The following is a 13,936-nucleotide window of genomic DNA, read 5'->3' as shown; positions in this document are numbered from 1 at the left end:
GAGTTGGAGACATTTATTTTGGCAGCCGCTTCAATTGTTTTATTGGTTCCTGTCTTATTTCTATTACCGATTGGCATGGGGATAAAGGGGAAACTGCTGATCACAGGGGCTTCTTTACTAATTTCTGCGGTGGCAATGCTGGCTGATGTTACTATGCCGCTTTGGCAATCAATGCTTGTAGCCCTGCTGCTAGTAATCATAATTACCTACTTGTTTATTAAAAGATTTTCAGGAATTGTTTTCCTGCAGGAAGTATCTGCTGCTGCCGGGGAAGAAATATACGTAAATGAGCACACGAAGGTACATAAAGCCGAAAATGGACAAGAGAGAGATAAAGAAGTTGTTCTGTTCAAGGCTGGAGGGGAAACTGAAAATTCGAGTGAGTTCGTCATCTTTAATGAAAACTTTGCGAATATTGAAGAACTTTCTCCCGGGGAAGAAAGTAACACCCCGGATGAGGAAGAGGAAGTACCGGGCAGTCTCGCTCCGGAAGACCGAACAGCTGAAGATAGCAGTTTACTGGAGTGGGAGACAAGCTTTGAACAGCTGAATTTCAGCCCCGAAGTGATAGAGGGAGACTCTGAAGAGCCGGCAAACGGTACTGCTGAAGAGAACCCTGGTTATTTATCCTCAATTGAAATGCTTCTGGAAAATGATGATATAGATGACAGAATTCCGTTAGAAACTGTTCTTGATACCATTGAACGGGATTCAGCATTTCCAAAACAAGAAAACGGATTCCCTTCATCTGTGGAGCCTGATTGGGCTGATGATATTATTGCACCGCTGCAATCATTCCCGGACAGCGGAGAAATGGAAACAGGAAAAGATGCTGACGAGCCGCAGGAGGATCTTGATACAATTGGTACCCTGCTTGAAGATCAATATGAGGAAGAAAACGAAAAAGAATTATCTGAAGAACCGGAACTTCAAACTGATGAAGATGAATATACCCATAAATCATGGCTGGAAGAGCTTGCTGAAATTTCGGATCCTAAAGAATTCAGCAGTTCCTATGAAAAAGGTAATGAAGATCCAGCAGTTGAAATGAAAGTGCCTGACATGCAAACCGAACATTCGGGGGAAAATATTATTTCAAACCTGTCAGCCGAAGAGTCACTGACTGACCCTGTGGAACATGACTTTGAGCTTCTTTCTGTGGAAGCGGTTGAAAGCCCTGTCCAGTATGGAGAATTAGAAACTTTAGAGGATTTAGAAGATTTGACATCTGCAGATTCTGAATTGGAGCTGCAAGACGCTGCCGAGGATGAAGAAACTGTGCTGGATGAAAGCCAGTTTATTGAAACAGCTGCCGGATTACAGCAGAAGATGTTCGAGACAATGCTCTCACAGCTGCGTTTGGCGAGACTTTCTTTACAGCCTGCAGAATACGAAAAATTATTGAAGAAATATCTGCATCCGGAAATGCCGGATCAGCATTACTATAACTTTGCTATTCTTCTTATGGAGCACTATATTTCTGTAAAGGACAGTAAAAATTTTCATAACCTCATGGAAGAATTAAAGGATAAATATAAAAAATATCCTGTCCTTGAGCAGCAAATTGACTATTTATATAAACATTATTATTATACCCTATCATAGGACAATTTTTTTTAATTGAACATATGAAATAAATAATTAGGTATGGTGAAACCAATGAAAAAAAGTTCTGAAATAACTGGTCTTCCTATTATCAGTCTTTCCGATGGCCACGAAGTAGGCCGGGTTAAATCTCTGATCATTAATCCTGATAAAGGATCAATCGACTTTCTAACCATAGAACATGAAGACTGGCAGGTAAGTGTAAAAGCCATTCCATTTAAAAAGGTCATTGGAATTGGAGAATATGCTGTTACAGTGGAAAGTGAAAATTCAGTGATTGATTTAAATGAAATTCCCATTGCTAATCAATTAGTAAATAAAAAAATAAAAATTATTAATACCAAGGTCATGACTCGAAAAGGCCAGCTTTTAGGAAACATTACAGAGTATTTTACGGATGAAGAAAACGGTATGATTGTAGGAATGCTGATGACTTCTTCTGAAGGAGAAGTAGTGCTCCGGGCAGAAAGCGTACAAACGTTCGGGAAAGATATTATTATCGTGAAGGAAGATGCCGCACAATTTTTCCTGGATGAGCCGGAAAAGCTTTTACAGCTGGAGGAAGATGCAAATGAATCTTCAGAGACTGAGGATAACTCAAATGCCGGTCTGATTTCTCCGCAGGATAGCGCTGAATTGAAAGAAAAGCAAATTGAGCTTCTGCAGGGTAAAAAGGTATTAAAGGATATCCGTGATTCAGAAGGCAATCTGTTCATCTCCCGGGGAACAATTTTAAACTATGAACACATAACAAGAGCACAGGATGAAGGCCCAGGAGTGGTTATCGAATTATCGATGAACGTTGAGGCTTGAAAAAGAGGTGTGTAATCTGTGGAGAATACGCAGGGTATTAAACTATTTCTGGCACTCCTTTTATCTACTGGCTATATCTTGGGTTTCTCCCACTTCGGGACACCGGTATTTCATTCTCTAACTGAAAGTGAACAGGCATTTACTGAGGGGACTGCCATCGGTGTTGTTAATGTGGCTAATAAAACAAAGAATGAAGCGCTCTCTATACTTGAAGAAAAAACGGTGCAGTGGAAGAACAATACAAAAATAGAGTTTATGTATAAAGAAAAACGTGTTTCAGTAGCAACAAAAGCCTTCAAATTTAAAAATGAAGAAACGATTTCAATGCTTAAACCAGGCAGTAAAAACTTGGCGCTTGTCCAGCTGGAAGAGGATGATTTAATGGATATGGTATATGATACCTCCATCACACTATCCGCCGAGGAATTGGATAAAGAAAAGTTAACCCATGATCTGCTGTTAAGTGCCACAATGCTAGAACCAGGCATCTATGATTTTTCATTGGAGAATTACATTGCAGGTTCAGCCGAAAATGATGTTGCCATAGCTAAGTCCTCTGTAAAATTGGGAGATAATAAACAAGATTTAATTAGCCTGGTTTCTGAAATGGAGAAAATTCAAATTCCTGCCCGTTCACAATTCTCTTTATTGGAAAAAATGAAGGAATTAGAAACTCAAAAGTATAAGGATTCTTCATTAAGCATATTAGCTACAGTAATTTATAATGCCTTCCTGCCAACCAACTTTTCTATCATTGAACGGCATATTAGCAGAGAACTGCCGCCTTATGCATCCCTTGGCTATGAAGCAAAAGTAAGTAGTGAAAGCAATCTTGATCTAGTACTTTCAAACCCGAACGATACTGCCTATACCTTGGAGCTATCAATTGAGGGGAATAACCTTGCAGCTGTCCTAAAGGGAGAATCTTTTCTATATCAATATTCAGTAGTGAAACAGGATGAAAAAAGTTTTGAGCCTGGTACAGTAAGGCACTATAATGCCCAGCTCCTTCCTGGTCAAAGCAGGACAGAAAAGGAAGGCAAGAAAGGGTATATGATAAAAATATTCCGCGAAACTTATGACGAGGGCAATCACCTGATTAACAAAGAAATACTTTCGGACGACTTTTATCCACCCGACCACAGAATTGAAGTTCATAGTCTATTATTCCCTATTTATGAAACAGAAAATAGTGAAAGAACTCCGGATGATGGTGAAGGAACACAGGAAGATGATGGAGATTCGGGGGAAAGCATCCCTTCTCAAAATCAGCCTGATAACTCTGAAGATCAAATAGACAGGGGAAATGATAGGGACGAGGGTTCGATAGATTCAGAAGAATCATCTGAATCTAATTCTTCCAATCCGGTTAAAGAAGGAACGTCTTCTGACCAACCCGATCCTTCGGCGGATGGAAAAGAGCCCAAAGAAAGTGAAGAAAATTTAAAATAAAAAAAGCGGGGATGAAATATGTCACCAACCCGAAAACGCCTCGGAGATTTACTTGTTGAAGCTGGTCTGATTACTGAAGACCAGCTTCAATCTGCGTTAAAACAAAAAAGCCCCGGCCAAAGGCTAGGGGACATGCTGCTTCAAAACGGCTTTATTACAGAGCAGCAATTAATTGAAGTACTGGAATTCCAGCTTGGCATTCCGCACGTTAGTTTGTACCGGTATCCATTTGATCCAAAACTGTTCAGTATCGTTTCCAAGGAAACAGCGAAACGGAACTTATTAATTCCGCTAAAAAAAGAAGGCGATAGGCTGTATGTTGCCATGGCAGACCCAATGGATTTTTATGCGATTGATGATCTCCGGCTGGCAACAGGTTTTCAAATTGAAACTGCAATCGCAACCAAAGATGATATATTGCGGGCTATCTCAAAGTATTATGAAATGGATGCGGGCCTTGAAGAGCTTATGGTTGAAATTCCTGGGGGGGAAACACCGGTACAGGAAGAAAGGGCTATTGACAAAGATTCACCAATCGTTAAGCTTGTTAATCAGCTGATAGCAAATGCGGTAACTCAAAAGGCGAGCGATATTCATATAGATCCGCAGGAAACAAAGGTAATCATCCGCTACCGGGTGGATGGTGTGCTGCGAACAGAACGCAGCCTGCCTAAGCATATGCAAAATGTGCTGACCGCCAGGGTGAAAATCATGTCGAACCTGGATATTACAGAACACCGTATACCCCAGGACGGGAGAATCAAGATAAATCCAGATTTCCATCCGGTCGACCTTCGTGTTTCTACGCTTCCAACTGTATATGGAGAAAAAATTGTGTTAAGGATTCTGGATCTTGGAAGTTCTTTGAATGATATTAATAAATTGAGTTTTAACAAGTTGAACTATCAGCGGTTTTTGGGGATGATTGAACAGCCTACAGGGATTGTCCTTATTACAGGTCCAACCGGCTCAGGTAAATCTTCCACTCTATACGCCGCTCTTAACCGGTTAAATAACGAAGAAGTAAATATAATTACCATTGAAGACCCGGTGGAGTATCAGCTGGAAGGAATTAATCAGATTCAAGTAAATACAAATGTTGGCATGACATTTGCTGCAGGGCTCCGTTCTATTTTACGTCAGGATCCAAACATCATCATGGTTGGTGAGATTCGTGATAAAGACACAGTGGAAGTAGCAATACGCGCTTCACTGACGGGACATCTTGTATTGAGTACAATCCATACCAATGATTCACTTGGAACCATTACGAGATTGGCAGATATGGGTGTTGAGCCGTTCCTCATTGCTTCATCGCTAAGCGGGGTGGTTGCACAGCGGCTTGTACGAAAGGTTTGCCGGGACTGCGGAAAAGCACAGCAGCCTTCAAAACGGGAAATTGACATTTTTGCAAAAAGAGGCTTGAAGATTGATAGTATAAAAAGAGGTTCCGGGTGTTCGTCCTGCAATATGACCGGATATAAAGGACGGATTGCCATCCATGAAATCCTCGTGCTGAATGACGAAATGAGACGGGTTATTATGAACGGTGAGCCATTAACAAAGCTGCGTGAACTTGCTATTAAATCCAAAACCATTTTCCTGATTGATGATGGCTTATTAAAAGTAAAGCAAGGCTTAACTACAACCGAGGAAATACTCAGGGTAGCAATCCTGGAATAGAGGTGCCAAAAATGAAAGAAAGAATAGATCATTTGCTGCGCGCGGGCTTTGAACTAAAGGCTTCCGATATTCATATGACTGTTGGAGTTCCTCCAGTGATGAGAATCAACGGAGAACTGAAGAAATATGGCAAGGATATCTTAAAGCCTGACGACACAGAAGCAATGGCAAAGGCAATCATACCGGAAGCGATGTGGGAAATTTTCAAGGAAAAAGGAGAGCTTGACTTCTCGTATGGAATTCATGGGATTTCCAGATTCCGGGTTAATACTTATTTACAGCGCTCTTGTGTGGCGATGGCCGTCCGTATTGTTCCTACAAGAATACCGACGCTTGAAGAACTTGATTTGCCAGCAGTTCTTGCTAAGATAGCGGAGAAGCCACAGGGGTTGGTGCTTGTAACAGGTCCTACCGGGAGCGGGAAATCAACAACGCTTGCTTCGTTGATTCAATTTATGAATACGACACAAAGAAAGCATATTATCACCCTTGAAGACCCGATTGAATACCTGCATAAGCACAACATGTGTATTGTAGATCAGCGAGAAGTCGGATTCGACACAAATAATTTTGCAAATGGTCTAAGAGCAGCGCTTCGTCAGGACCCTGATGTAATTCTTGTCGGAGAAATGCGGGATCTGGAAACAATTCACACAGCTATCACTGCTGCCGAAACAGGCCACCTGGTTTTTGGTACCCTGCATACCTCAAGTGCACCTTCTACGATAGACCGGATTATCGATGTGTTTCCACCTTCACAGCAGCCACAGGTGCGTATACAGCTTGCTTCTGTACTTGTTTCGATAATTTCCCAGCGTCTGTTTCCTACCGTGGATAAAAAGGGAAGAAAGGCTGCAACTGAGATCCTTGTCAATAACCCGGCTATTGCCAATTTGATTCGTAATGAAAAGATTCATCAGATTGTAAATATTATGCAAACATCCCGTGCGCAGGGAATGCATACATTGGATAGCAGTATAAAGGACTTAGTAAATTCCGGGTTGATTTCCAGGGAAACAGCAGCTCCTTTCCTGCAGGAACGGGTAGAATAGATGGCTAAATTCAAGTATTCCGGCAGAACTATAAAGGGCAAGAAAGACGGAGTGATTACAGCAGGGTCAAAGCGTGAAGCCGTTCAGAAATTACGGGAAGAGGGAGTCCGGGTCATGGAGTTAACCGAGGTTGCAGAATCGGTTCTTTCAAAGGAAATCACCATCGGAAATCCGGTTAAGCTGCAGCACCTCGTCATTTATCTGCGACAGTTTTCTACCCTGCTGCAAGCTGGTGTCTCCGTTGTTGAGGCCACAAGTATTCTCTCACAGCAAACCGAGAGTAAACCGTTACGGAAGGCACTGCAAAATATAGAACAGGACCTTAGGGAAGGAAATCCATTATCAGATTCTGCTGCCAAATATAACAAGATCTTCTCACCAATGTTTATTAATATGATCCGTGCCGGTGAAGCCGGCGGTAATATGGACGAAACCCTTGAACGTCTTGCAGACCATTTCGAAAAGCAGTATGCAACACGGCAAAAGATAACATCAGCGATGGCATATCCTATGGTTATTGCATTTATTGCAATTGCTGTTGTTATTTTTCTCCTTGTCTCCGTTGTGCCGACATTTGTGGACATGTTTGCCGACTTTGGCGGCGAGCTCCCGGCTATCACTAAGTTTGTATTGAGTGCCAGTGAACTAATGCAGAAGGCCTGGTACCTTGTAATACTGTTCTTTATTCTTTTTACAGCAGCAATAATAGCTATCCGGAAAAATAAGAAGACGAAATATTACCTTGACTATTTTCTGCTCCGATTGCCCATTTTCGGGAATATGCTCCAAAAAGCTGTCCTCGCGAGGATGACCCGGACACTCAGTTCATTATTTAACAGCTCTGTTCCTATTCTGCAGGCTATGGATATCGTTGAACAGGTAGTAGAGAATGAAGTCATCGGTAAAGTAATTATAAAGTCCCGGGAATCGCTGGAGCGCGGACAATCGATTACAGTACCAATGAAAAAGCATTGGGCGTTCCCGCCGCTTATCACGCAAATGATAGCGATCGGCGAACAGACAGGTGCGCTCGATTCAATGCTTGGCAAAGTAGCCGATTTTTATGAAAAAGAAGTTGAAAATAGCACCGATCGGCTTAAATCGCTGATAGAGCCGCTCATGATTGTCGTACTGGCAGGTTTGGTAGGTACAATCGTAACTTCTATCATGGTGCCAATGTTTGAGATATTCAATCAGGTCGGCAACCAGTAAATATGCTATAAACAACTCCTTAACATAAGGGGAAAATTACCAAAATGTTTCATAATTTATCTATTTATTTATTAGAAAAATATAGTATTATATTAAAGAAATAGTAAAATAGTCCGTAAAAGGAAAGGAAGGGAAAGAATGGAATTTTTCAAAAAGAACTTGAAGAATGAACGCGGTCTAACGCTGATCGAGCTTTTGGCTGTTGTTGTAATTTTAGGGATAATTGCTGCAATTGCGATTCCGAGTATTGGAGGGCTAATCGATAATTCCAAAAAGGATGCTCATGTTGCGAATGCACAGCAGATGGTTAATTCTGCGAAGATTTGGGTTACAGGCCACGCTAACTCAGCAAGTTTCCCTAAAACGTTATTATTATCCGAAATGTATACAGAAGAGTTAATTGATGAAATTAAAGACCCGGATAAAGAAACAAATGGCTATGATGAGGCTAATTCGCATGTAATCATTTCAAAAGTTGGAAATAAATACAGTTACACTGTTAAATTAACCAATGGTTCTAGAGGAATACATGCGGTAGAAGGACAGCTTAACAGGTCTAATGTTAAAAAACCTGTACCAACTAGTGCTATTGGTGCTCCAGCATCTGAAGATGATGATGATGATGATGAAAATAAAGATTCGTAACTAGATAGAGAGGGCTGGTATGAACACCTATTATTCTTTTTGTGTAATAATCGGCCTCACACTAGGATCCTTCTACAACGTAGTCGGTCTAAGCGTGCCAATCAAACAATCATTCACCAACCGGCGGTCAGCCTGTCCAACGTGCAAAAAGACGCTATCGCCATTCGAATTAATACCGGTCTTATCGTATGTAATCCAGAGGGGAAAATGCCGCGGCTGCAAGTCGCGCATTTCGCCTCTGTATCCTTTGATTGAATTAACGACAGGCTTGCTGTTTGCAGCCGCCCCGCTAGTATTGGGCTGGACGTCAGAATTGTTTATTGCCTGGGCATTGATTTCACTTTTTATGATTATTACGGTATCAGATATTGCCTATATGCTTATTCCGGATAAGATTCTGCTGTTTTTTACAGCTGTTTTTTTATGTCTGCGAATTTGGCAGCCGCTGACACCTTGGTTTGACAGTATTCTCGGAGCTGCAGCGGGTTTTTTGCTCCTCTTGCTGATCGCTGTTGTCAGCAAGGGAGGTATGGGCGGAGGCGATATTAAGCTGTTTGCTGTTCTTGGCTTATTACTGGGAATGAAATCCGTGCTGCTTTCATTTATGTTTTCTACCTTTTTTGGGGCAGTTTTTGGTATAGTAGGATTATTAATTGGTGCGGTAGAACGAAAGAAGCCAATACCGTTTGGGCCGTTCATTGCAATGGGTACCTTGGCTGCTTACTTTTTTGGAGAAAGAATAGTATATTGGTATACACATATATTTATAGCTGGATTTTGATTACTTAAGGGGCGCTTCACATGGCATTATCTCTATTTTCCGGTAAAAACCGCATAGTCAATCTTAGCATCAAGGATCATGCCATTCGCTATGTCGAAATGAAGCAAACAAATCCTCCGATTATTTCCAAATGCGGTGAATACTACTTGCCTTCCGGAATTATTAAGGATGGACGGATTGTAGACTTTGAAACGCTATCAACCATTCTGGAACAACAGATTGATGAATGGAAAATTCAAAAACGGTCTGTCCGCTTTTTGGTTCCGGATCCTTTTATCGTTATTCGGAAGGTGCAGATACCTTTAGATGTGAAGGATGACGAAATAAAGGGTTATCTATATTTAGAATTGGGTACCAGTATTCACCTGCCATTTGAAGAACCGGTTTTTGATGCTGTCGTTTTGGGTGAAAGCGATGGGAAAAAAGAATTGCTGCTCTTTGCAGCTCCTGAGGAAATTATTATGGATTATAATATGCTGCTTGAAGATTGCAGGCTTACCCCTGTTGCCGCTGACATTTCCTCACTTGCTCTATACAGGCTGTATTACCGTAATGATCAGGCAGTCCGTGATGACCATTTGCTGCTCCTTGAGTTTGACCTGTTTAGTGTAAGTGCGAGTATCTTTGTTGATCACAAGCCGATTTTTATGAGACATATTCCTATACAAGGTGAATCTGACGAGTGGGAAGCTGAAGGCACCCGTTCAAGGCATAATGAGCTTTCTTATACAGGAGATAAAGAGCAGTATCTCACAATGCTTGAGGATACATATAAAGAAATAGAAAGAGTCATGAGCTTTTATCAATATTCATTAAATCAGGGACAATCAAAGATCTCCAAAATTCTCCTATGCGGTGACCATCCCTATCTGCCGGAATTGCTGAAAGTGATGTCCAGTCAGTTTGATGTCGGGTTTGAAATTATAAACCAGGATGAATTGTCGCATGCAAGTGATGAATCAGTTCCTTATCGGTTTAATGCAGCCTTAGGATTAGCTCTTAAAGGGGTGAGATAATGTTAGTTGAAATTAACTTACTCCCTAAAAAAGAGAGAAAAAAAGCAGGATATTTCCTGTTAATCCTGCTATTGTCACTGCTGATGCTTGGTGCCATAGGTCTTGTGTACTGGCAGTATAGCAATCAGAACAATGAGATAGAAACTTTAGAGAACCAGATCCAAACAACAAAGCAAATAATCGCTTCCGAAGAACAGAAACTGATAGAGCAAGAAGACACAGATTCGGTTGCTGAATTGAATCGGATGGTGAAGTGGGCGGAAACTTACCCGATTGAAACTGTTCGCGTTTTGCGCCACCTGATTTCCTTGCTTCCTGAAAGGGGATTCTTCCTGACATTCGATTATAAGGAAGACAGTGTGGTAGGGCTATCAGTTCAATTTGATACGTCGGTGGAGGCTGCATATTACCTGAAAAAATTAACTGATTCCGAGTGGGTGCTTAATGCTTCAATGGTGTCGCTAACTACTGCTGCGGCTCAAAATGAATCATCTGAGCAAAATGTTAACGAAACCGTTATTATTCCAGGAAAAAGCACGAACGAAGCAAAATTACCTAATGATCCTTATTTGCCTAGATATGTTGGGCAGTATGAAATTCATCTGGATAATGAATTTATAAAAGAAACGGCATCCAAAGAAGAGAACAATCAGGAAAAGGCTTCTCCTAATGATGAGGAGGAGAATAAACAATGAGCTTGAAAATGGAAAAAAAGCACGTTTATATCCTTATCGGTTCCATCCTTGGAATCGCTCTTATTATGACAGGTTTATATTTTTGGCTGCTATACCCGCTAAAGTCCAACTTGGCAGCTAAACAAAACGAGCTTCAAAATGAGCAAAAGCTGTTGACAGCCCTTCAGTCACAAACCACTCAATCGAAAGAAGACACCTTTGAGACGACAGTCGAGCTGCAAAAAAGATTGCCTGTAAAACCTTTAGTCGAACAGCTGCTTCTTGATTTTGAAAAAGCTGAGACGATTTCAAAGAGCTTTATTATGGAAATGTCCTTTGCGGAGGAAGAAGCCTCAGATTCAACTACTCTAGCGGAATTTCAGGAAAGTCAATCCAGTGCGTCCAAGGATGGCGGAGCTGCTGAAGATGCCTCCGTCGAAGGAGATGCTGAAACAAATGCCGATTCGGACAGTCAAAACAAAGAAAGCCCGGAGGAAAATTCTTCGGAAGAAACCCTGCCCGTAGGCGTAAAAAAAATCACAGCTAGTTTAAGGGTAAAATCTCCATCTTTTTTTGAACTGGAAGAATTTATTTCTACTCTTGAATCAACCCGGCGGATTATTAAGGTAGATAATCTATCCTTCAAGGGGCCTTTGGAACTTACATCTATTTTGCAGATGCGTGAGGCCCTGGACTATACCGTCAGTGTATCGGCTTTTTATTCGCCGTCTTTAGCAGATCTGCAGGAGCAGCTTCCGCCTTTGGAAACTCCTAACCCTGCCAACAAAAGAGATCCGTTTACTAATGCAGCAAACTTGCCTGAACAGAAGAAACCAGAAAACAATACGGGAAACTAAGCAGCCGTGCAAATGACAGAAATTATTAATTTTCTTAGGGAGCTGGCTCTTATAAAAAAGTTACTGCTCAATCAAAAAGGATTAACGATGATCGAGCTCCTCGCAGTCATCGTTATTTTAGGCATTATTGCAGCTATAGCTGTCCTTTCTATTGGAGGTCTTATACAAAAGAACAGGACAGAGGCATTTATTGCGAATGCTCTAGCAATAAGGGAGGCAGCCGTCTGGTATTTGCAGGATCATATTCTTCAAGAAGAAGTATTCCAGAATGAGATTAGTTATGCAGAGCTTGTAACAGAGGGGTACCTGGAAGTAATACAGGATCCAGATACAGGCGAAAGATGGGGTACTGAGAACAATGGTTCATTTGTTACCGTTCGGGACCAAGAAATTGAAGCTGTTTGTTTGTTTGGGTTGGAACGTCAGCTTTGCGGAGAATCAGATGAACCGATCTTATTTAACGATCTTTCGAACGAACATGTAATGGAGCTTAATTAAAAAAATTGACGAAAGCTATTGATAACAAGACGACAAAAGTCTTGTTATTTTTTTTTGTCTCCATGATAGGATGAAAAAAATGAAGTCGAAGGGAGGCAAAGTAAATTGGACAAGCAAAATGATAAGAACCGGACTATCACTATTAAAATAAATGGTGAAACGAAATCTTATACGGAAGGCAACAAACCTTCGGTAACTGCAATGGAAGAGACAGCGGCTGCGGCAGAAAACATAGAGGAAAGCTTTGATTGGATACTTCCCAAAGAAGGTGAAGGGGACGATGAAGCTGCTGAATCTATCTTTTCCCCGGAAATAACAAAGAAGAAAACAGGATTTATATTTGGCGGTGTAAAGCAAACAAAAAACGCCAGCTTTTTTAAAAGGCCGCTTGCAGCTTTATTTTGTGCTGTTGTGGTTGGGACAAGCCTTGGATTTATCGTTTTGAATATGATTACAGCAAAGGAAGAAGTTAAAGAGCCAGCTGCCAATAACGTAAGTGTAGCAGCATCAGCAGCACCTACAGAAGGAGAAAAATCGTCTGCAGCAGTACCTGCATTGGAAACCTTTGTAGTTCAAGGTGGAGTGTTCAGTACTGAAGAAGCTGCTAAGAAAGGATTAGCTGATATAGAACAAAAGCAAATACCTGTCCGGTTATTTCCACTGGAAGATAAATATTTTCTATTTCTTGGTGCAGCGCCAAGCCTTGAAGCGAGCAAAAAATTATCCGCTTATTATAAAGGATTTCAGCTTGATGTTTATTGGAAACCGGTTACACTGCAGTATTCAAAAAAGATGACAAGCCAGGACAAGAATATCCTGATTTCACTACATTCTGTTTTTAAGGATATGACAACAATCGTAGCTTCAAGTATGCTCCAGGAAGAATCCAAAATCACGCCTAGTAAATACCAGAATAAATTAGCATTATTAAATAAGGCAGAAATAAATAATAAACAGCTGGAAGACATGCAAAAACAATTGGTACTGGCTGATGGATTCATAAAACAATATGAGACATCGCCACAGCCTGTTGTCTTGCTTAAAGCACAGGCCCGGCTTCTATCATTTCTTCATTCAAACCAGTCTTTATCAGACTATTGATTAATGCGATATAGGACTTAGTCATTTGGGGATGCAAAATGAATTGCTGGGAAAGGGGCTGTCCCGAAAGTTGGTGTAATCGACTCTCGGCAACCCTTTTTTTCTATTCAAAAAAACACAAAAAACCGTCTCTTCCTGTAAAATGATCCCCGTTTTCCGATTAAGAGGGCAATTTTCTCTCCTGACAGCTGAAACAAGAGACCGCGTAGAGATAGAAATACTTTTATAATGCTCATGGCCCGGATGGATTGAAATTCAAGTATACAAATTACACTGCACAATTTAAAATAGACGTACTTAATTATATGAACGAAACAGGGACGTCTCTTTTAGAAACAGCTGCCATCTTTAAAATTTCAGCTCCATCGACTATTTTGCAGTGGCGGAAGGTTGTAGAAGAACAAGGTATAGGCGCCCTTCATTCCAAGAAACGGGGGCGTCCATTGATGAAAAAGGACCAAAACAAACAACAACCTGCAGAGGGCTCGCAAGAAGCACTATTAGCGGAAATAGAACGGCTGCGAATGGAGAATGCATATTTAAAAAA

At 41.1% G+C, this 13,936-nt stretch carries 13 protein-coding genes and 1 pseudogene; all 14 read left to right on the top strand.

The features are described 5' to 3' along the window. Positions 1-3 precede the first annotated feature (3 nt). The gene (locus tag CVD28_RS14530; RefSeq protein ID WP_101593102.1) at positions 4-1,605 is read left to right on the top strand and encodes a DUF4229 domain-containing protein; all 1,602 of its coding nucleotides are present in this window, start codon (positions 4-6) and stop codon (positions 1,603-1,605) included. A 54-nt stretch (positions 1,606-1,659) separates the two neighbouring features. Then, entirely contained in the window at positions 1,660-2,418 is a 759-nt protein-coding gene (locus tag CVD28_RS14525; RefSeq protein ID WP_101593101.1) for a PRC-barrel domain-containing protein, read from the top strand. Between the two features lie 18 nt (positions 2,419-2,436). Beyond that, positions 2,437-3,870 (top strand): VanW family protein, encoded by a 1,434-nt coding sequence (locus tag CVD28_RS14520; protein ID WP_101593100.1) that lies wholly within the window; start codon positions 2,437-2,439, stop codon positions 3,868-3,870. Between the two features lie 18 nt (positions 3,871-3,888). Further along, a complete protein-coding gene (locus tag CVD28_RS14515; RefSeq protein WP_101593099.1) occupies positions 3,889-5,553 on the top strand; it encodes a GspE/PulE family protein in 1,665 nt (554 codons plus the stop codon). Between the two features lie 11 nt (positions 5,554-5,564). Continuing rightward, positions 5,565-6,605: a type IV pilus twitching motility protein PilT gene (locus tag CVD28_RS14510; protein ID WP_101593098.1), complete on the top strand. Its 1,041-nt coding sequence runs from the start codon at positions 5,565-5,567 to the stop codon at positions 6,603-6,605. Beyond that, positions 6,606-7,817, top strand: coding sequence for a type II secretion system F family protein (locus CVD28_RS14505; protein ID WP_101593097.1), 1,212 nt, complete (start codon positions 6,606-6,608; stop codon positions 7,815-7,817). It abuts the gene before it with no gap. Between the two features lie 138 nt (positions 7,818-7,955). Beyond that, positions 7,956-8,462 (top strand): type II secretion system protein, encoded by a 507-nt coding sequence (locus CVD28_RS14500; RefSeq protein WP_101593096.1) that lies wholly within the window; start codon positions 7,956-7,958, stop codon positions 8,460-8,462. A gap of 19 nt (positions 8,463-8,481) precedes the next feature. Next, complete coding sequence (locus CVD28_RS14495) at positions 8,482-9,243, top strand: prepilin peptidase (RefSeq protein WP_101593095.1); 762 nt, start codon at positions 8,482-8,484, stop codon at positions 9,241-9,243. A 20-nt stretch (positions 9,244-9,263) separates the two neighbouring features. Next, positions 9,264-10,259, top strand: a complete 996-nt coding sequence (pilM, locus tag CVD28_RS14490; RefSeq protein ID WP_101593094.1) for a type IV pilus biogenesis protein PilM — start codon at positions 9,264-9,266, stop codon at positions 10,257-10,259. After that, on the top strand, positions 10,259-10,954 hold the full coding sequence (locus CVD28_RS14485; RefSeq protein WP_101593093.1) for a hypothetical protein: 696 nt from the start codon (positions 10,259-10,261) through the stop codon (positions 10,952-10,954). The genes pilM and CVD28_RS14485 overlap by 1 nt, the downstream gene beginning before the upstream one ends. Beyond that, entirely contained in the window at positions 10,951-11,790 is an 840-nt protein-coding gene (locus CVD28_RS14480) for a pilus assembly protein PilO (protein WP_101593092.1), read from the top strand. Before CVD28_RS14485 ends, CVD28_RS14480 begins: the two co-directional genes overlap by 4 nt. 12 nt (positions 11,791-11,802) lie before the next feature. Further along, positions 11,803-12,288, top strand: coding sequence for a type II secretion system protein (locus tag CVD28_RS14475; RefSeq protein ID WP_101593091.1), 486 nt, complete (start codon positions 11,803-11,805; stop codon positions 12,286-12,288). A gap of 105 nt (positions 12,289-12,393) precedes the next feature. Further along, positions 12,394-13,389, top strand: coding sequence for a hypothetical protein (locus CVD28_RS14470; RefSeq protein ID WP_101593090.1), 996 nt, complete (start codon positions 12,394-12,396; stop codon positions 13,387-13,389). Positions 13,390-13,649: 260 nt separating this feature from the next. Next, positions 13,650-13,936: pseudogene (locus CVD28_RS14465) on the top strand (helix-turn-helix domain-containing protein); the annotation flags it as partial.

Source organism: Bacillus sp. M6-12 (assembly GCF_002860285.1).
Classification (GTDB): Bacteria; Bacillota; Bacilli; order Bacillales; family DSM-1321; genus Peribacillus.
The sequence above is the reverse complement of the archived record's forward strand: the minus strand, read 5'-3'. Positions and strand labels throughout refer to the sequence as shown.